The 18,597-nt window shown below is 49.3% G+C and carries 19 protein-coding genes; 3 read left to right on the top strand and 16 right to left on the bottom strand.

The annotated features are described in order from the left end of the window. Positions 1–8: 8 nt before the first annotated feature. The 8 genes from nusA to G9409_RS04740 form a co-directional block, all read right to left on the bottom strand. Positions 9–1,559: a transcription termination factor NusA gene (nusA, locus tag G9409_RS04775; RefSeq protein WP_166807681.1), complete on the bottom strand. Its 1,551-nt coding sequence runs from the start codon at positions 1,557–1,559 to the stop codon at positions 9–11. Positions 1,560–1,615: 56 nt separating this feature from the next. Continuing rightward, complete coding sequence (gene rimP, locus G9409_RS04770) at positions 1,616–2,137, bottom strand: ribosome maturation factor RimP (protein ID WP_166807680.1); 522 nt, start codon at positions 2,135–2,137, stop codon at positions 1,616–1,618. Between the two features lie 124 nt (positions 2,138–2,261). Then, positions 2,262–2,471, bottom strand: coding sequence for a hypothetical protein (locus G9409_RS04765; protein ID WP_166807679.1), 210 nt, complete (start codon positions 2,469–2,471; stop codon positions 2,262–2,264). A 133-nt stretch (positions 2,472–2,604) separates the two neighbouring features. Then, positions 2,605–2,859: a glutaredoxin family protein gene (locus tag G9409_RS04760; RefSeq protein ID WP_166807678.1), complete on the bottom strand. Its 255-nt coding sequence runs from the start codon at positions 2,857–2,859 to the stop codon at positions 2,605–2,607. Continuing rightward, positions 2,856–4,145 carry a histidine--tRNA ligase gene (gene hisS / locus G9409_RS04755; protein WP_166807677.1) on the bottom strand — a complete coding sequence of 430 codons (1,290 nt, stop codon included), beginning with the start codon at positions 4,143–4,145 and terminating at the stop codon, positions 2,856–2,858. The genes G9409_RS04760 and hisS overlap by 4 nt, the downstream gene beginning before the upstream one ends. Positions 4,146–4,247: 102 nt before the next feature. Beyond that, entirely contained in the window at positions 4,248–4,718 is a 471-nt protein-coding gene (locus tag G9409_RS04750) for a PTS sugar transporter subunit IIA (RefSeq protein WP_166807676.1), read from the bottom strand. 125 nt (positions 4,719–4,843) lie between these two features. After that, positions 4,844–5,665, bottom strand: coding sequence for a phosphatidate cytidylyltransferase (locus tag G9409_RS04745; protein ID WP_166807675.1), 822 nt, complete (start codon positions 5,663–5,665; stop codon positions 4,844–4,846). 10 nt (positions 5,666–5,675) lie between these two features. Continuing rightward, on the bottom strand, positions 5,676–6,647 hold the full coding sequence (locus G9409_RS04740; RefSeq protein WP_166807674.1) for a CPBP family intramembrane glutamic endopeptidase: 972 nt from the start codon (positions 6,645–6,647) through the stop codon (positions 5,676–5,678). 257 nt (positions 6,648–6,904) lie between these two features. Between G9409_RS04740 and G9409_RS04735 the strand changes: the two genes are divergently transcribed. The 3 genes from G9409_RS04735 to G9409_RS04725 all read left to right on the top strand — a co-directional run bounded on the left by G9409_RS04735 (position 6,905) and on the right by G9409_RS04725 (position 10,117). Further along, on the top strand, positions 6,905–7,984 hold the full coding sequence (locus G9409_RS04735; RefSeq protein ID WP_166807673.1) for a glycosyltransferase family 4 protein: 1,080 nt from the start codon (positions 6,905–6,907) through the stop codon (positions 7,982–7,984). A gap of 17 nt (positions 7,985–8,001) precedes the next feature. Then, a complete protein-coding gene (locus G9409_RS04730) occupies positions 8,002–9,051 on the top strand; it encodes a glycosyltransferase family 9 protein (protein ID WP_166807672.1) in 1,050 nt (349 codons plus the stop codon). 88 nt (positions 9,052–9,139) lie between these two features. Further along, positions 9,140–10,117 (top strand): glucosamine inositolphosphorylceramide transferase family protein, encoded by a 978-nt coding sequence (locus tag G9409_RS04725; protein WP_166807671.1) that lies wholly within the window; start codon positions 9,140–9,142, stop codon positions 10,115–10,117. Positions 10,118–10,128: 11 nt separating this feature from the next. Here the strand turns inward: G9409_RS04725 and waaF are convergent, their stop codons facing one another. The 8 genes from waaF to G9409_RS04685 form a co-directional block, all read right to left on the bottom strand. After that, entirely contained in the window at positions 10,129–11,109 is a 981-nt protein-coding gene (gene waaF / locus G9409_RS04720) for a lipopolysaccharide heptosyltransferase II (protein ID WP_166807670.1), read from the bottom strand. 57 nt (positions 11,110–11,166) lie between these two features. Beyond that, positions 11,167–12,036, bottom strand: a complete 870-nt coding sequence (locus tag G9409_RS04715; protein ID WP_166807669.1) for a glycosyltransferase family protein — start codon at positions 12,034–12,036, stop codon at positions 11,167–11,169. A gap of 2 nt (positions 12,037–12,038) precedes the next feature. After that, on the bottom strand, positions 12,039–12,851 hold the full coding sequence (locus tag G9409_RS04710) for a glycosyltransferase family 2 protein (protein ID WP_235923236.1): 813 nt from the start codon (positions 12,849–12,851) through the stop codon (positions 12,039–12,041). Next, positions 12,823–13,581 carry a glycosyltransferase family 2 protein gene (locus tag G9409_RS04705; protein WP_166807667.1) on the bottom strand — a complete coding sequence of 253 codons (759 nt, stop codon included), beginning with the start codon at positions 13,579–13,581 and terminating at the stop codon, positions 12,823–12,825. Before G9409_RS04705 ends, G9409_RS04710 begins: the two co-directional genes overlap by 29 nt. Next, complete coding sequence (locus G9409_RS04700) at positions 13,560–14,654, bottom strand: glycosyltransferase family 9 protein (RefSeq protein ID WP_166807666.1); 1,095 nt, start codon at positions 14,652–14,654, stop codon at positions 13,560–13,562. The genes G9409_RS04705 and G9409_RS04700 overlap by 22 nt, the downstream gene beginning before the upstream one ends. An 80-nt stretch (positions 14,655–14,734) precedes the next feature. Beyond that, the gene (locus G9409_RS04695; RefSeq protein ID WP_166807665.1) at positions 14,735–15,562 is read right to left on the bottom strand and encodes a glycosyltransferase family 2 protein; all 828 of its coding nucleotides are present in this window, start codon (positions 15,560–15,562) and stop codon (positions 14,735–14,737) included. A gap of 60 nt (positions 15,563–15,622) precedes the next feature. Continuing rightward, a complete protein-coding gene (locus G9409_RS04690) occupies positions 15,623–17,548 on the bottom strand; it encodes an ABC transporter ATP-binding protein (RefSeq protein WP_166807664.1) in 1,926 nt (641 codons plus the stop codon). A 91-nt stretch (positions 17,549–17,639) separates the two neighbouring features. After that, a complete protein-coding gene (locus G9409_RS04685) occupies positions 17,640–18,545 on the bottom strand; it encodes a lysophospholipid acyltransferase family protein (protein WP_235923235.1) in 906 nt (301 codons plus the stop codon). Positions 18,546–18,597: the final 52 nt, after the last annotated feature.

Genomic DNA, 18,597 nt, shown 5'->3' with positions numbered 1-18,597 from the left:
GGGACTACTCAGGATTCATCCGCCACCGGCTCAACTGAATCCTGATCGGCATCGTCATCAAAAAGACCCTGCAAATCCGCTTCGGTGAACTGCTCTTTAACGGTTTTATAGATGTTCTCGGCAATCTTTTTCCAGTACCGCTTTTCATCCTCGGTTACTTTTCGCTCTCTCGGTTTTATGCCTGGTCTGCGACCCTGTGGCTGGCCAAAAACTGTTACCTCTTCAGGCTTGGAAGGCCCAAGCAATGCATTTTCAATCTCTTCAACTCCGGCTTTCAGCACTTTTTTAGCCGTATCAAGACCGCCATCCAGAAGCTGGTAGATCATATCATCACCAAACTCTTCACGGAATTCGATGATATCAATATCGGTCGGATCTTCCATCGACTTGTCGATAACATCACGATAGACGTCGATCTCATAGCCGGTCAGTTTTTCAGCCAGATGAATATTGTTACCGTTCTTTCCAATGGCATACTTGATCTGGTCCGGTTTGAGCATAACCCTTGCTTTCCTTGTTTTCGGGTCGGCGTGAACCGTAAGCGGATCGATTTTTGCAGGCTGCATCGCACGTGAAATATAGATCTGCGGCTCATCGGTGTAGTAGATCACATCAATGTTCTCGTTGTTCAGCTCCTTGACAATGCTCTGAATACGTTTACCGCGGTACCCGACAGTAGCCCCTACAGGGTCAATCCTGGCACTGGTGGATTCAACGGCAACCTTGGCTCTCTCACCCGGTACTCGTGCAATAGCCTTGATAACAATAAGACCATCCAGAATTTCAGGAACCTCATGTTCAAAAAGCTTGTAGAGGAAACGGTCATCAACTCTTGATACAATCACCTTCATGCCGCCGTCCGCCTTTTCGCGCTCGACCACATTACCGTCATCAAGCTTTGTCTTCACTTTCTCCCGCTCAATGCGTTTGATATAGAGTTTCATCCTCGGAGTTCTGCGGGGATTATCCTTTTTCATCATCTCCGACTTCGGCAGAACAAGCTCAACGCGGTGATCTTTTGAGGTGTTATAGGTAAAAATAACCTCATTCGAACGGATCTGATAGACCTCACCGGCAACGACTTCGCCCACCTTCTCAAGGCACTCTTCATAGACTACGAGACGCTCAAGATCCCGGACTTTTTTCTGTACGGACTGCTTGATGATCTGAATGGATTTACGGCTCAGATAATCATCCAGCTTGATAGGGCCCTCTTCATAGTAATCGCCGATGTCAAGGGAGTCATCAATTTTCCTCACCTCATCAAGACTGATCTCAATGCTTTCAATGTCTACTTCCTTGACAATCTTTTTCAGAATATAGACTTCAAAATCTCCCCTTTCCGGGTTGATGAAAATGTTGGACTCAACTTCAGGATCATAATCTTTTCTGAGCTGCTTCTGGATGATATCCTTGAGAAGATCGGCAATATCCATTTTAACAGCCGCACTTTCCGTGCGCTTGTCCAGAAAGATCTTGGACTGCTCGATTTCCCCGAAGGCACTGGCAATCTGTGCTCTTCTGTCCACTCCCTCATCTTTTATCTTTTTTCTGACCATCTCTTTCTTGATTGTGCTTTTTGAAAAGATAACTCCCGCTGATCCCTAAAAACCTGTTATAACTGCGCCAGAGGAATTGCACGGTTTACCTGATCAAGGTACAGTGTGACTTCCTCTCTGTTTGGCGTACTGCCTTTTTTCCTGTTTTTTTCCGGCATAATCACGATATGCGGCCGGCTCTCTTCCGATAGTGATACCCGCAGAAGACGGCCTCTGAGCTCTCTCTGCACCGCATCCTCATCCGTGTAGGTTACCTCAATAATTTTTCCGCAATGCCTGACATACTGACGATGAAGCATGAGTGGCTCGCCAAGCCCCGGAGAAGAGACCGTGATTTCAAAATCCTCTCCAACCAGCGCAAGAAGCTCCTCATCACCCTCAAGCAGCTCCCTGAGTCTTCTGCTCAGCCATGCACACTGATCAATGCGAACACCGCTGTCGTCATCGACAAGTATCTCTATTTTCCTGGCTCTCTGTGGGCCTTTCACCTTGAGATCAACAAGATAGGCCCCCTCACCTCTGGTGCCTGCAGACCCGTCAATAATTTGGAGAACACTGCTCCTGATGCGCTCTTGCATGATCACCCCGTACAAACCTTTTGGAAAACAAAAAAGTGGGGAACCCCCACTTTCAGATAAGATAATTCTCGCGTCGTCAAATCAAGTGTACTAATGTACAAAAAATCCTTCAACAGCCAAATAGTTACACAACATCCCTCTCCTTGTCCGGAAGATGGCTCTCTATAACCTCATAGTCTGTCTCTTCAATCTGCTTCGGTGAAGCAGAAGAGCCTGGAGAGTTTTCCCTGTGACGGGGGACTCCATAATAAAAAAACAGTCCGCCTCTCAACAGACGCCGCACCATTCTGAACAGCAGGTAGAAAACAATAACAAGCAGAATAAATTTCAGCATTGCGGGAAGCTCCGGTCTGAGCAATTAAACTATTGGTAACCGAACCGTTTCGGTAGAGAATTTCATACAAGTAACAACAGGGAGTGCAAAGAGTTCAAGGACAAAGAGAAAACTTTCCTGCCACTCTCTCCTGTCAGGCGGTCAGTAATGATCGCAGTTTGTTTTCGTTTACCCGGTAGTTGAATACCCTGACACCGTCAACATAGATAACCGGTATCTTGAGTCCGAACTCCTCTTGCAGCCGGGGATTGCCGGAAATATCTATTTTCTCAATCTCGAATGGAACTGAAGCACGTACCCGTTCAAGCAGCTCCATAGCCTCATCACACAGACAGCACTCTTTTTTACCGTAGAGCGTTACACGGTGGCAATTGTTGCCGGTCATCATTTCTGCAGCTCTCCTGACGCCGGTTCATGAAGAATCTCAAGCACTGCCTCCATCGAAAGGGTTGTCTGCCCCGAGGTAACAAGATTCTTGAGCGTGTAAAGCCCTGTTGTCACTTCCGAAGTACCGATGAAAAGAGCATAGGCAGCTCTTGCTCGATTTGCTTCCCTCATCTGAGCCTTCATGCTCCTTGCGGCGAGGTCTATTTCCGTCCTGATTCCGGCTTTTCGCAAACGCCATGCGACCTGCATGCCGTGATCAGCAAGCTCTGCCTGCTGAAGAACAACATAGACGATCGGCCCTTGAGGGGTCAGAGCCGCAAACAGTCCCTGTTTTTCCATGGTCAAGAGCACTCTCTCCATACCTGCGGCAAAACCTGAAGCCGGCACTTCTGAGGAGCTTCCAAGCTCACGGGCAAGGCCATCGTATCGACCTCCTCCCCCTATGGCATCCTGGGCACCAAGCTCTGAACTGGTGACTTCAAAGGCTGTATGGCAGTAATAATCAAGCCCCCGGACAAGACGATGATCTCTGTCATAGGTAATCCCCCGTTCGTCAAGATAGTAGAGCACCTTTTCAAAATCTTCAACCGAAGAGGTTGAGAGGTAGTCATACAACTGTGGGGCTCCTGCAATTATATCCTGAAGGGCAGGGTTTTTTGAATCAAGAATCCTGAGTGGATTTTTTTCAAGGCGCTCTTTTGAAGAAGCATCAAGTATCTCTTCAAAAGGGGAAAAATAGCTTTTCAATGCCTCTCGATAACGGTTCCTGTCGTTCACGTCACCAAGCGAATTGACTCTCAGCTTCAGCCCGCGGAGCCCAAGAGCTTCAAAAACATGCATCATCAGAGTTATAACCTCAGCCACTGCTGCCGGCGTTGAAACGCCGAGCAGTTCTGCTCCGAACTGCGAAAATTGGCGCTGACGACCGGCCTGGGGCCTCTCCTTGCGAAACAGTTCACCGATATAGTACAGCTTGTGAACCGGGGCAGCAGAGAGTATGTTTTTCTGCAGTGCCGCCCTCATTACTCCGGCGGTCATTTCCGGACGAAGCGTAATGGAACGCCCGTTTGGATCCGGCAGAAAAGAGAACATCTCTTTCCCCACAATATCCGTAGTCGAACCGATACCTCTCTGGAACAGCTCGGTATATTCAAAAACAGGAGTCCTTATTTCGCTGAACCCGTAAAGAGATGCGACCGTATGAATAACTCCTTCAACATATTTCCATTGAGCAGACTCTTCCGGGAAAATATCCCTTGCTCCCTTTACTGCCTGATACTGCGGCATAGCTTTAATAATCCTCTGATAGTAAAAATGATATGGGCATAGAACAAGAGTCGGTTTGCCCCGCCTGTATATAGTTTATTGACAATTCAAGGGGCGATCCCGTTAAATCTGGGGCAGATCCTTCTCCTCTTCTCTGAAAAGGTCAAGTACCTCGGATGGCGATCTGGCAAGAAGAAGGCTCCTGCGAACTTCCTCACGACCGGCAAGCCTTGTAATACGACCAAGCAGTTTCAGATGTTCAGCAAGCATCTCTGCCGGAGTCGCAAGAAGAAAAACAATCTGTACAGGCTCATTGTCAATCGAATCGAAATTGATCTCACGCTGAAGCGTTGCCAATGCCAGAACCGGCTCTGTGACCGCACTGGTCTTGGCATGGGGAAGGGCTATTTGTTTACCGATACCGGTAGACATCTCCTCTTCACGCCGGACAACATCCTCCCGTAGCTTATTGATATCCGTCACTCCGGTATGAGTGGCCGCAATAGAGAGCATTTTTTCAATAACCTGGCGTTTTGTTGCCAGTTCAAGATTCAGAACTATATGTTTTTCGGAAAGAAGACCTTCAATTTTCATTATGACAATCTCTTGCAGTTAATACGCTTATACCGGGGGAAACACACGAGACCTGGCCACCCGTTTAACGGGTAATATAAAACATTTATAATCCATACCGCATGTTGCTCCGGCTGGCAGCAGGCTCAGAGGTAAAACGCTATAAAATAAAGAAATGGCGATACAAACATGATGGTATCAAACCGGTCAAGCACCCCCCCGTGGCCCGGTATCAGACCGGATGAATCTTTGACTCCGGCATCCCGTTTGAACATGGACTCAACAAGATCTCCTGCCGGACTGGCAACCCCGATCAGCAATCCCGTCATCAGCGCGGTATTCAATGGCAACGATGGAAAAAAGTTACCGTATATCAGTGCCGCCGATACACTGCCCGCCAGACCGAACAGAAATCCCTCCCAGGTTTTATGCGGGCTCAGACGTTCAAACAGTTTGCGGCGAATAAATTTTCCACCGAGGGTGCTTCCGCCGAAATAAGCAAAAATATCAGCAGCCCAGACACAGAGAAAAAGAAGATAGACCATGGCAACACCACTTCCCTCCGGAGCATCAAGACGCAGCCGTAAAAGGGCGCCGAAGGTAAGGTTAACATAGAGAAGACCGGGGAAAACCGAACCGAGATTGAGTAGCGGTGAACCCTCCTTCGAAAACAGTTCGAGCACGAAAAGAAAAAGCACAACCGCAAGCAGCAGCTCCCATACCTCAACAAGATGAAACGCAAAATCAAGCTGAAAGAGCAGTGTTATCAGCACTGCCAGCCAAAGGGGTGGAGGAGAAGCCTTGTGCGCTGCAAGATGATGAAACTCATAGACCGCAAGCAGAGCGAGCAGTGAAAAAAAGCCGGAAAACCACACCCCGCCAACGTTGATCAGCCAGAGCAGAAAAGGAATACCGGCAACAGCCACCACTACCCGCTGCAATAAATTTATCGTTAAGAGTTTAGACATAGATCATGGTTTAAACATCTGACCGGTATTTTTCTTCCCCCTCTTCCGCCACTGAAGGCATGACCGGAAAAAACCGGCGAATCACCAGAGCAAACAGAGACAAGCTCCCGGCGACAACAACCCACCACCAGACACTCCGGAGAAGCGGTATCTGAGCGGATACGTTCAGAGAAAATCCGCTCTCCGCAGCATAAAGCATGAGGAGCGCGGCGAGATTGTTTGCTAAATGCACAGCAAAAGGCACCATAAGACTGCCTGAAGCGCTGTAGACATACCCAATATACCACCCCAGAAACGCAAGAGGAAGAAGATTCGCCGGACTCAGATGAAAGAATGCAAAAACCACTCCGGTGAGTAAAACAGCTTTGGCCGATGACATCGACCGGGTATAATTCTGCTGGATATATCCCCTGAAAAAGAGCTCTTCACACACCGCAGGAGTAAGAGAAAAAACCAACACAACCGAAAAGAGCTCCGGCGTCGAACGCACAACCGCAAGTGCCTTGATAAAAGAGTCCATCATATCCCGCTGGCTGACAACAGCTGAACCCGCAGCGCCAAGAGCCGGCCACAGATAAAGATCCTGAAGAGCTGTTATGGTAAACAACGCCGGTTGAAGAAGGAAAATACCAGCAACTGCAGGAAAAATGGCACCGGAGTGCGGATGCATCCCAACCCCCAGAAAGGCAAGGCTTCGCCGGGAAAACGCATTTCTGCTGCCGGTATGCCAGCCGGCAAGCAGGATAACCGGAATGGCAAGAACAAAAATCTGACCGGCAACCTGAATCAGCCGCATAAGGGGAAGCATGGTACTCACCGTATGCATCAGGGAAAGCGCATCAAGGCGATCTCCATTGATCAGCCAGAACAGAAGCTCTCCTGCAAGAGAGTAGAGCACCATCAGAAGAGCCAGAATAAGGGTATTGACCAGAAAAGAGGGGCGCTGTGCCGTAAATGAGTCTGGAGAGGAAAATATCCGCATTGATTATCTGTTACAATGAAACTCCTGAAATTTGATACTTTATCATCCTGAACACCCTGAATTCAGGCCTTATGAACAGATAGGTATTGGCGAGAGAAAAAACAAGCAGAAACCATAACTCTCTATTGAAAGCGTACCCTGCTGGCAGAAAAAACAGCATCCGCAGTTGTTACAATACCTTGCCGGCGAGCTGCCAATAAACGATACAACCGGGTTTATCCATTTTCAGAATTTCTCGTCAATAAGAGCAGCCACAGATGAATCTTATGATATTTGATGCCACACCCCACTGGTCTGGCGGCGCAAACAGAATTCTGCTCTTCAGCCGGGAACTGCAAATGCGGGGTCACAAGGTCGCGGTGTGCTGTTTACCCGGAAGCGGTCTTGCACTCCGGCTCCCAGGGGAGAACATTCCGGTTTTCACTATCGACCCGAAATCAGATATAAACCTGTTAGTTATCCCGGAGCTTATCCGGATTATAAAAGAGAACCATATTGATCTCATCGAGATCTGCTCCCCAAAATTTTATTGGGTCGCATCCCTTGCCGCAAAAATAGCAAACAGAAAAGTAATCCTGACCCGTAATGTTCCCTACAGAAAAACAGGATTAAAAAAACAGATCAATAAACTCCTCTACTCCAGACTTATCGACAGAATCATTGCTGTTTCTGATAAGATAAAACGTGAGCTTGTTTCAGATTTCTCTATCCCCGCAGATAAAATCACGGTAATTTATGACGGCATCGAATTGAGCCGGTTCGACAGTAATGCAACCGCATCGCAAAAGGAGAGGGTTTCGCAATACGTGGTTGCCATCATAAGCCGACTGGACGAAAACAAGGGCGTTGAATGCTTTATGGCAGCAATCCCGGAAATAGTTAAACAAATCGGTTCAATCCGTTTTTTGATTGTTGGTACAGGCAGTCTCGAAAAGAAGTTGAAGACGTTAACAACACAAAGTGATCATGAGGAAAAGGTGCTCTTCACCGGATTCAGAACAGATATTCCGGAGATACTCGCCGGAGTGGACATGACCGTTATGCCCTCACCCGAAGAGGGCATGTCGATGAGTGCACTTGAATCCATGGCGGCGGGCAGACCGGTTGTCGCCACATCCGGAAGCGGACTGGTGGATGTGATTGTCAACAACCAGTCCGGCATCATTGTTAAACCCGGCAGCAGTCAGGCACTGGCTGAAGGGGTAGCAAAAGTTTTGAAATCCGACTATCGTGAGATGGGAAAAGCGGCACGAATGATCGTGGAAGAGAAGTTTGACCTGCAAAAAGTAGTTGACCGGTACGAGCTGCTGGCTGATAAATTAATAGAACGCACGTAATCGTCTACACAGGAAGTATGAAATCGAAAAAAAAGGATCATCGGGTATTTCGTCAGCGCTTTGCAAAGAGCCTCCAATTCGTCGGAAAGCGACCTGAGAACATCCCTCCTTTTCAGGAAACACCCGAAAGCATCGTTATTCTCGCCCGGGAGTGTTATGGCGACTGTATTTTATTGACACCCCTGATCGGCACCTTGCGAAGGGAGTTTCCTGAACTCGCAATCCATGTCATTGCCTTCAGCCAGATTATTTTCAATTTTTTCAGTGCAGATAAAAATGTCACGGCGGTTTATCATGCAAAAAGAAACATGCCGCGATACTATAAAGGGATTCTTTCAAAAAAATTTGATCTGCTTTTCAATCCAAAGGATCACCCTTCATTCCATTTTCTGATCCAGTCGGTACTTGTCCGCGCCCGAAGCAAGGTAAGCCACTTCAGCCCCAGTCATGAAGGTCTGTTCGACCACCTTATCAGTATGGAGCCAAACACCCATGAGTCACTGAAAAACCTTGCTCTGCTGAATTTCCTCGGAACAAAAACGTTAGAACAGCCATGCAGACCGTATCTGCCGGTGATGCCGGTATCGCATGAAACGGAAGCTTTCCTGAAGAGTCTTGAGCCCGGAAAATACATAGGGATTAATATCAGTGCGGGGCATATTGGCGGACACCGTACGTTGCAGCAATGGTCGGAACTCGTTCAGGCCTTCCCTGACGAACGGTTTATAATCTTTTCTACGCCTCAGGACCTTGAAGAGAAAAGAGCACTTGAAAAGCCGCATACCAATGTCATTGAATCTCCGTCAACCCGTAACATCTATGAGGTAGGTGAAATCGTCAGGAAGCTCAGGCTCCTCATCACTCCAGACACCTCCCTGGTCCATATTGCTGCCTGCTCCGATACGCCCCTGATAGCACTCTACAGGGAGTATCTCGCTGATCGAACACAGTTCGGGCCGTTGAGCACCATACAGAAGGTTATCATATCACAGACACCTGATATCATTGATATCGATCCTGCCGAAGTCTCTTCGGCACTCCGGGAGATGCTCAAAAAACTTTCATAACCGGCGGCGTTACGATCACCGGTAATAAAGTGGCTGCCGGGCTATGGCATGCAGCACTCACTTCCAGCAACCATGTATAGAAATCGTTATGACGACAAGCTTATTGCTGATCATCCTTCCTGCCATTGCGATTTTGCTGATCGTCACTGCCCGCTATAGAAAGCATTACAAAAAAAAGATTCTCAGGCGCAGCAGGGAAACCTGGGCAATCGGTATCTATGAAGGGCACTCGCCCATTGAGCTTCACCCGCCGACAGCCATTGAAAATCCTGTACTTACCGCAAAAGATATCACCGATATCTCTGCCCGCTTTGTTGCAGACCCGTTCATGATAAAAACGGAGAGTGGCTATCACCTCTTCTTTGAAGTATTGAACAATAAAAACAACAGGGGGGAGATCGCTTATGCATTCAGTAAAAACGGCATAGCGTGGCGGTATTGCCAGGTTGTTCTCAGAGAGCATTTTCACCTCTCCTATCCCTATATCTTCATGGCAGAGGAAAACTATTACATGATCCCTGAATGTATGGGCTCAGGGGGCATTCAACTCTACCGTGCAGTTCATTTTCCTGACCAGTGGCAGCATCTGACAACACTTGTCCAGGGCAAAGACCGCTTTGCAGCACTGGTTGACCCGTCAGTTATTCACTATCGGAATCGCTGGTATCTTTTCAGTTATTCCCTTAAATCAAAAAACCTCCACCTGTTCACTTCTGAAACTATTACCGGGCCATGGAAAGAACATCCGAAAAGCCCTGTAGTGTGCAACAGTCCGAATTTTGCCCGTCCCGGAGGAAGAGTAACGCTTTATAATGGAGTCATCTATCGATATGCACAGGATGAGATTCCGAACTACGGTACAAACGTGTGGGCGTTCCGGATAACTGAACTCACAGAAAACACCTACAGTGAAGAGCCGGCAAGGGAGAAACCGGTGTTACAGCCCGGCGATGAATGGTGGAACAGCGATGGTATGCATACCGTTGACCCCTTTCAGAGAGAGAACGGAGAGTGGTTTGCTCTGGTAGATGGATTCTCAATCGATCGGCAACAACCGAAGCATTGAGCAGCTCTCCCTCAATTGCAGGCCTCTTGAGTGGCTGAAAGTTCGGATAATCCGCACAATTTCTCCATTGCCTCCGCTACAGCTTCCGGAGTAATGTTTGCAAGACAGCGATAGTGGTGGTACCTGCAGGTTCTCTGGAAACAGGGGGCACATGGCTCGGGAAAGTTCATGGCAATGCTTTTTTTTCCGAGAGGACCCGTCCAGACCGGGCTTGTGGAACCGAACAGGCCGATGACCGGAGTGCCGATGTAGCCGGCAAGATGCATCAGCCCGGAGTCGTTCGAGACCACTCCGCGAGCGGCTGACAAAATCGCTGCAACCTCCTTCAGCGAAGTCCTTCCGGTAAGGTCCGTAACTCTTCCGGGCGCCATACCTGCGATCTCCTCTGCGGACTGCCGGTCTTCTTTCATTCCAAGAACAACAATGTTGTATCGCTCATGCAGCCTTGCCAGTTCAGGAAAATGAGGCCATTTCTTGGCCGGCCCGTAGGCGGCACCGGGGCAGTAGACAATTGAACCGGCGTGACTCCTGCCTGGCGTAACCTTTACACCGTTCCACTCTTCAGGGGGAAGATATGGCGTATCAAGAATGGCGGCATATTCTCTGGTAATATGAATCAGCTTGTTATCACTGAACTCTTCGGAGACCGGATCAGTCAAAAGAAAACGCCTCATCTCTTCCGGCAGGCCTCGCCTGAGCGGCACCCTTGTCTTCATCGCAAACCATGCGGAAGAAAATGAAAACGGGAGGAGGTAGAAGGCGTGAAACCCCCCGTTGCGCACAGCATTCAGCGTACGTTTGCGCTCTTCGGCACTGTTACGGAGATACTCAATCCGGGGCAGATTGCAGAGCTCCCCGACCAGGCCGCTCATCTGAGGCGGCACAAGAAGCGTGGTTTTTGACCGACGACTTTCCGGCAGTCTCATGACCAGTGAAAGGGCAAGGAGCATATCTCCAATCCAGTTCGGCAAAAGGACAATGGAAGGGTTCATAAACGAACTGCAAATGGTGGAGAAACTGTCTGCTGTGAATGTTGTCTGCAGGGATTTTCACTCACGGGTTACGGGATCAAAATGTTTTTTACTCAATTCCATCCCGAACCACCGTTCAAGATGGAGCATGAAGCGGTGTTTTTTCTCCCGCCGGGTCAATGTATGGCCGGGATTGGCCCGAAAAAGGCCCTCTTCTTTCGGAAGCCAGTCACGAATAATTGCAGGATGTGAGCCCTTGAACTCGCGAACAATCTTCTGATCGATCTCACCATAGTCGATCCGGCTATGGTTTTTATTCCAGTACTTCTGAACGTTTTCCGATTTCCGGTTCATCTCCGCCTCGCTCCGTACCCAACCGTAGTGATAGATCGACGCCCCGGTATGGGCACTCCTGGGATAACGTGAAACCTTGTTGTTGTCGGTAAGCACATGCCAGAAAAGCCCGTCAGGAGCTGTCGTCCTGATGGAGTTTCTGATAATTCTGGCCGCACGACGGTACCATCCCGGAGAATCGAGATAACTGTTCGCATTTCCATAGAAATGATAGTAGTCGAAGGTGAGAGCCTCAATTCGCTCATCATCCAGATGGGTCCGGCAGGCCTCGACAATTTTTCTCAGCTCCTCTTCATGCACAATTTCGTCTCCCTCAAGATAGAATGCCCAGTCTCCGGTACAGTTGAACTGCGCAATCATTTTCTGCTGGCCATAGACATAGCCGCCGACCTTCATCCTGTCGTTCCAGTGTGACTCTATGATCCGGATTTTCGGGTCATTGATCGCCCTGATTCTTTCAAGGGTATCGTCATCACTCAACCCGACGTTAACAACAAATTCATCAACAATCGGCAGCACGGAACGAATTGATTCCGTGTAGGGAAAACCGAAGATGGTTCCGTTTTTGATAAAGGTAAAGGCGCTGATTTTCATAATTATCTCTTTGCCAGGTATTTATCGATGCCATTCGTGCAGGTGGTGATCCTGCCGACAACAGCCTGTTCAAGTAAACGGTCATTTGCAGAGAGCTGGTGCTTGGGGCTCTCCGGATGCCAGAGATGGGATGCTATGGCGCTGAAGCGGACATTGCGCCGGAGAATGCCGCTGTTGATCATACGGAGAGCAAATTCGCTGTCTTCACGGCCCCACCCGATAAAATCCTCATTGAACCCGTTGATACGGAGGCAGTCGTTTCTGAAAAACGACATATTACAGCTTCTTATACCGCTCAGGGAGCTGCTTTTCAACGCAATGAGCTTTGAAAGGAGCGGAAAGTGCAGAACATTTTTACGGTTTTCAAGCCCCTTTTCGAACAGGGAGACGGTGATATTCTTCGTAACGAACCGCTTCAGGGTATTCTCCTTCGAAAGCAGCACTCTTGAACCCTGAATGAAGGTACCTGCAAGCGCCAGCCGTTTATGGTCCCTGATGAAGTCGCGATGCATCAGTATATCTCCGTCAACTATCACGATATAATTACCCTTTGCCGCGGCAATCGCCCTGTTCCTCGACGAGGCTGCCCGGAACCCCCGGTCTTCCTGCCAGTGGTGAACCAGCGGCACGCTCGCACGAACCCTGTGCGTTTCGATGAGCAGTGCGGTATCGCTCGTACTGCCGTCGTCTGCAATAAGGATTTCAGAGGGCGGCTCGGATTGCGCAAGTGCGCTCCGGATGGCAAGATCCAGCAGATCAGGTGCGTTGTAGGTCGTGATGACCAGACTACAGGCTGTGAGATCTGTCGGCTTCATAGAGCTTGATGTATTTGTAAAAAACCCCGTTCGCATTCGAAATCGAGATCAGGAGGCCCTCGTAACCGTAAAGCCATCCTTTCTTGAACAGGTATGACTTGAAAAAGGTGAGTACTCCGTAGAAGAGCGCCTTGAAGGGGGATGCTTTTTTTCGGCCCAGACTCTCCTCGGCCCAGAGCGTGGAGTAGTGCTGCATTTTCTGGATGAGCTGCGAAGCATTGTCGTAGGGATAATGGTTCAACCTGCCCTCCAGAAGCTCCGTTTGAAGCTGGTCATCCATTTTGAGCCCTTCATGAACCAGCTTGTCGTCGTATCGGGTACGCTTCCTGTTGAAGAGCCGCTGGACCTGATCGTTCTGCCAGCCGCATCCACAAATCAGCCTTCGACGGTAATGGTTATCACGCCCCACCGCATAGATGCGGCTGCTGTCCAGCTTGAGATTCAAAATCTCGGCCGTCAGCTCCGGAGTAACAATTTCATCGCTGTCAACCGAGAAGATCCAGTCATTGGCGGCTTTGTCGACTGCAATGTTCTTCATCGGGCCAAACCCGGTGAAGGGGTGTTCGAAGAGTCTGACGTTCCTGAAGCGTGAAGCGATAGCAATTGTATCATCGGTCGATCCATTGTCGACAACGACAACTTCCGTAAACGCCTCAAGCGCACCGAGGCACTCAGCGAGAAAGGCGGCGGAATCTTTGGTAAGGATCGTTACCGAAATGTTGTTAGCCAATGCTCAATTTCGTTAGTGATGAGATCGGGATCAATATGGTAAAGGCATTCGCTGACACCGTGTTGATCATCGCAACCAGCGCGACCGCAGGAAACACAGGGCATATCAGCCTGAAAGATGGTAATAGTGCCATATGTCTGCAAAGGCCTGTTCAGCCTGGTTCCGGTGTGGAGCGCGTTGCACCAGGGAGACCACATACCGGGAATTGTCGGGCCGAAAATGGCAAAAATACGTTTGTTCTGCGAAGCAGCAATGTGCATGTTCAGCGTATCGGCTCCAATATAAGCAAGGGATCGGTCACTCAGCGCTATCAATTCATCCATACTTGTCCTGCCGATAAAATCATGAACATTTTCAAGCTTCGGCACTGTTTTTTTGATCTCAAGGTCAAGCCGGCTCTTTCCGCCGGTAACAACTATCGGTATACCGAAACGGTTCAGGCGCTCAAACAGAGCGTTTCTGAGCCGCTCGGGATATACCTTGTAGTTATACTGAGCTCCGGGATGAACTATAATAAATTCGCCGATACCGGCCCCTTCCAGCATCTGCCTTACACGTTCGGCAGCCTCCGGCGAATGGCAGGAGCTGACGGTCGGCTTGCCGGAACCAATGCCCAGAAGGTCAAGAGCGGTGGTGTTGTTCTCAATGATGTGCCGGGAGGTGTCAAACTCGTAATGGGCCGAAAGCAAGAGGCGCTTCCACCAGGATTTTTTCCGGTCGGGCTCCACTGCGCTTATGGCTCTTCGGCCGGAAAGCAGAGCAAACAGAACTGAACGGTCACTTGCAGTCAGATTGATACTCAGGTCATAGCGGCGGAAAATCCTTTTCAGCAGATCAGCAGTCTGGGAACCCCTCCCCTTTCCCTCGACATTGTAGGAGAACTGATGTATCTGCTGTATATGCGGCAGCGTCTCTGCTACGGCAAGCGTGTCGCTGTTGACCAGCAGATCGATGCCCGGGCGGCCATAAACACGGAAAAGCACCTCGATCAACGGCGAACTCAGAAAGACATCGCCGTTGGAGCGTTGTACAATAACAAGTATGCGTCGCGGATTGCCTTTATGCATGGTCATCGCTCAAATACGGCTGCCGCCGCAAACATTAATCCCGTAAGAGTATTCCATATAATCAATTATCATCAATGGCCGGATGATCAACGAAGCTCCCATACTCCATCCCTGCGTATCATATGCAGTGAATAGCCTGTTCCTGCCCGTTCATCGTTGATCCATTTCCTGAAAATAAACTTTGACAAAAATTTATCCCGCTTCCTTGACCACCATTTTGAACCAACCCTGGAGCGGAAATACTTGAGGTCCCCGAGAGATTTCTGTCCCGTCTTCTGCTTGATGGCCTTCTGGGTAATAGAGCCGAAGTGGTGAAAGACCGAATCACCGACAATTCCGACCGGAATCCCGGCTCGCCGGCAGCGGACGAGAAACTCGGCATCTTCATATCCCCCCAGACGCCGGTCGGTGTCCGGAAAACCGATTTTCTCAATAACGCTCCTGTGAAGAGCAAAACAGACCCCGTGGAACCGGTTCCGTCGAATCATGCCAGACATGCTTTTCTGATATTGCCGGGCGAAATTTTCAAAATCGTAGTCGTTCGGACCCTCTAACAGCGCCGGACTTACGACTCCAAGCTTTGAGCGTTCGGCCGCATCAAGCAGGTTATTGATCGCTGCAGGCCCCGAAAGCACATCGTTGTTCAGGAGTACTATCCATTCGGCATCCGGACTGAGAACAACGCCCTGAGCCCAGGCACAGCCGCAACCGAGATTGACCTTGTTACGGAGATGTTTCAATTCGGAATGTTGCGCCAGCCAGAGCGGTGTTTCATCGCTGCTGGCGTTGTCGATAATCAGGATCTCATCCGTTTCGACACATTGCCTGAGCAGGCTTTCAACACACTGCGATGTGTAGTGGAGCTGGTTGAATACCGGAATGACGACAACAAAACGATTTGGAATATTTGCCATGGTTGCGGAAGGATTGAAGGGATAAAAGAGCACCCGTACCAGTCGGCATTGGCGGTATATTCAGGAAGCAACCGGCGTCCGTTCGGACTCCTGCGTCTTGCCGGAAAACTGAATATCATAGAGCTGCCTGTATAAACCGCCACGAGCGAGAAGCTCTTCATGACTACCGGATTCAACCGCTCTACCCCTCTCCATGACAATGATCCTGTCGGCATTCCTGACAGTTGAGAGCCGGTGAGCGACAACCAGAGCCGTACGGTTTTCAAGGGCATGGTCTATTGCCTCCTGCACTACCTTTTCGGATTCATTATCAAGAGCACTGGTCGCCTCATCGAAAACCAGCAGTTCAGGATTCTTCACCATGGCACGGGCAATAGCAAGGCGCTGTCGCTGTCCGCCTGAAAGCTGTACCCCACGGTCTCCGATCAGTGTATCATACTGCTCGGGTTTTTCCTCAATGAACTGATGGGCATTGGCCATTTTTGCCGCCATGATTACCTTCTCCTGGCTTATCTCTCCATGGATCCCGTAGGCAATGTTCTCCTTGATGGTATCATTGAAAAGGATCACCTCCTGGCTGACCACACCGATCATCCGGCGCAACTGCTTGAAATCATACTCCCGGATATCGATCCCGTCAATGGTAATACGGCCCGAATCAACATCATAAAAACGCAGAAGAAGATCAACCGTCGTCGACTTTCCTGATCCCGACTGGCCAACGAGGGCAACCATCTCCCCTTTTTTCAGTTCAAAAGAGACATGGTCAAGCACATTGGGGGCATCAGCCTCCTTGCTGTATTTAAACGAGACGTCCTCAAAGCGGATCTCATGGGAAAAACCTGTTATGGAGCGACTCCCGTTACTGATATCCGGCACGGTATCAAGCAGCTCAAAGAGCCGTTCAGCAGAGGCCTTTCCGACAGCCATCTGGCTGCTGATATCTCCGAATTTCTTGATCGGCCCCATGGTGGAGTAAAGCGTAAAGGCAAAGAGAATCAGTTCAGAGGAGGTCATCCTTCCCTCAAAGACCTGCAGTCCGCCAAACCAGAGCACAAGGGCAATGGCCGCAACCAGCAGCGTTTCATTAACCGGACTGATAATATTACGAAGTCTTGCAATCCGGATATCGAGTTTCCGGAAATCCCTTGTAAACGATTGAAAACGCTGAAGTTCGACATTTTCGAACGCACTTGACTTGATAACCTTGATCCCGCTGAACTTCTCCTGCAAGACCGAGTTCATATCACCCATTTTTGTGCGGAACGTTGCCGCCAGACCCTTCACCTGCTTGCCGATTATGCTGATCACAAAAAATATCAGCAGCGAAGTCACCGTTGCAAAAAGAGTAAGCTTCCAGCTCAAAACAAGAAGGACACAAGCATAAACAACTACCGCAAACGGGTTCTGCAGAAAATTGACAAAGGTGGAACTTACCGATTCATTAACCGTCTGAACGTCGTTGTAAACCAGATTCATCAGATTGCCAACCCGGTTCTTGTTAAAATAATCCAGGTGCATCTCAATGATATTATTGAATACATCATCCCGGAGCTGTTTGGCCGTCTTGGTCTGAATCCGGTAGAGGAGCTGACCGTTCATATAGACAAACAGGTTTTTTACGGCAAATGCCCCTATCAGAAAGAGGCAGATATTGAGCAGGGTTCTCTCTTTGGTCTCGGCATGAAACGCTTCTGCAAAGGACTCCGTCACCGAAGCCTTGAGCTTTTCGGTATCAAAGCCATTAAAAACAACCGGAACCTGGTCGGAACTTTTTTCAGGCGCCCTGCTCTGCAGCGCGGCTGTTTCAGGAGGGCCCGAACCCGCAATCGTGCGGTCGGCAGTAAAAACCGCATTAAGAAGAGGAAGGACTGAATAGATTGAAACAACCCCGAGCAGCGAGGTCATGATGCTGACAACCAGAACAAGTGCAATCTTGCCTTTTGAGGGGAGCAGATAGCGAACAATCCTTGATAATACTTTCATAAAGAGGTTATTGTGACAGCAAGCAATGCCCGAACGCAATCTACATTTTCAGCCCCTCTTATACAAAAAGGAGCCGGTGGTAAAACCCTCCTCAGGGTTCTGAGCGCTTCCAGCGGTTATGCAGCCAGAACCACTCTTCAGGATATTGATAGATAAAGCGTTCGATCACCTTTGTATACCGGCGTGCAAGCTCTTCGGCATCCGCCTTTTTGCCTCCAAGATCACTCATGTCAATCTCTTCTATATCGATGGTATAACGTCCGTTTCCTATACTGCGACACATCACAACAAAGAGCGGCACTCCCGCTTTCAGGGCAAGAAAGGCCGGACCAAGAAATACGGCGGTCCTTCTTCCGAGAAACTCGGTAAAAAATGATCCTCCCGAATCAGACTGATCACCGAGAATTGTTACAATCCCCCCTTCCCGGAGCGTTCGCAACCCCGTACGAAGCGCCTGCCAGTCATAGACGATCCTGTTCCCCTGCATCGTCCTCCAGCTATTGATTTTACGATCAATAGCATGATTCTTCAGCTCCTTTACCACGATTGTAAAAGGGGCCATCAACAGTCCGGAACAGAGCGCCATCAGCTCCCAGTTGCCAAAATGAGCCGAAACCAGCACGCAACCTTTCTGCTGCTCAAGTGTTTTCGAGAGCAGCAGACGCGCATCAAGCTCAAGAAGCCGGGCGGCATCTTCGGCTGTTTTTATCATGGGAAGACGGAGCATTTCTATAAAATTCTCAGCCTGGTTGCGATAGACCTGGAGGGCAATCGCAGAGATTTCTTCACTGTTTTTTTCGGGGAAAGTCAGGGCAAGATTCTCTTCAACAAGAGAACGCCGGAGTTTAGGAACCCGGTAGATAAAATCACCGAGTGCGCGAGCTAATGCACTTGAATGTTTACGACTTATCGTTCTGACGAACCAGCCGATCATCATAATTAAACCATAAAGCACCCGATCGGCCACCCCGTCACTATCCTCCCAGCTTCGCTTCATGGTAAGTCTGTGTTTTAGCATGCGGACAATCGAAGAGTATAAGCTAAATTGA

The organism is Candidatus Chlorobium masyuteum (assembly GCF_011601315.1).
Classification (GTDB): Bacteria; Bacteroidota; Chlorobiia; order Chlorobiales; family Chlorobiaceae; genus Chlorobium; species Chlorobium masyuteum.
This window is presented reverse-complemented; position numbering and strand designations above follow the sequence as displayed.

Excerpts from the sequence above, each read along its gene's own strand:
- nusA (WP_166807681.1), bottom strand. The coding sequence starts at position 1,559 with ATGGTCAGAAAAAAGATAAAAGATGAGGGAGTGGACAGAAGAGCACAG.
- rimP (WP_166807680.1), bottom strand. The coding sequence starts at position 2,137 with ATGCAAGAGCGCATCAGGAGCAGTGTTCTCCAAATTATTGACGGGTCT.
- G9409_RS04765 (WP_166807679.1), bottom strand. The coding sequence starts at position 2,471 with ATGCTGAAATTTATTCTGCTTGTTATTGTTTTCTACCTGCTGTTCAGA.
- G9409_RS04760 (WP_166807678.1), bottom strand. The coding sequence starts at position 2,859 with ATGATGACCGGCAACAATTGCCACCGTGTAACGCTCTACGGTAAAAAA.
- hisS (WP_166807677.1), bottom strand. The coding sequence starts at position 4,145 with ATGCCGCAGTATCAGGCAGTAAAGGGAGCAAGGGATATTTTCCCGGAA.
- G9409_RS04750 (WP_166807676.1), bottom strand. The coding sequence starts at position 4,718 with ATGAAAATTGAAGGTCTTCTTTCCGAAAAACATATAGTTCTGAATCTT.
- G9409_RS04745 (WP_166807675.1), bottom strand. The coding sequence starts at position 5,665 with ATGTCTAAACTCTTAACGATAAATTTATTGCAGCGGGTAGTGGTGGCT.
- G9409_RS04740 (WP_166807674.1), bottom strand. The coding sequence starts at position 6,647 with ATGCGGATATTTTCCTCTCCAGACTCATTTACGGCACAGCGCCCCTCT.
- G9409_RS04735 (WP_166807673.1), top strand. The coding sequence starts at position 6,905 with ATGAATCTTATGATATTTGATGCCACACCCCACTGGTCTGGCGGCGCA.
- G9409_RS04730 (WP_166807672.1), top strand. The coding sequence starts at position 8,002 with ATGAAATCGAAAAAAAAGGATCATCGGGTATTTCGTCAGCGCTTTGCA.
- G9409_RS04725 (WP_166807671.1), top strand. The coding sequence starts at position 9,140 with ATGACGACAAGCTTATTGCTGATCATCCTTCCTGCCATTGCGATTTTG.
- waaF (WP_166807670.1), bottom strand. The coding sequence starts at position 11,109 with ATGAACCCTTCCATTGTCCTTTTGCCGAACTGGATTGGAGATATGCTC.
- G9409_RS04715 (WP_166807669.1), bottom strand. The coding sequence starts at position 12,036 with ATGAAAATCAGCGCCTTTACCTTTATCAAAAACGGAACCATCTTCGGT.
- G9409_RS04710 (WP_235923236.1), bottom strand. The coding sequence starts at position 12,851 with ATGAAGCCGACAGATCTCACAGCCTGTAGTCTGGTCATCACGACCTAC.
- G9409_RS04700 (WP_166807666.1), bottom strand. The coding sequence starts at position 14,654 with ATGACCATGCATAAAGGCAATCCGCGACGCATACTTGTTATTGTACAA.
- G9409_RS04695 (WP_166807665.1), bottom strand. The coding sequence starts at position 15,562 with ATGGCAAATATTCCAAATCGTTTTGTTGTCGTCATTCCGGTATTCAAC.
- G9409_RS04690 (WP_166807664.1), bottom strand. The coding sequence starts at position 17,548 with ATGAAAGTATTATCAAGGATTGTTCGCTATCTGCTCCCCTCAAAAGGC.
- G9409_RS04685 (WP_235923235.1), bottom strand. The coding sequence starts at position 18,545 with ATGAAGCGAAGCTGGGAGGATAGTGACGGGGTGGCCGATCGGGTGCTT.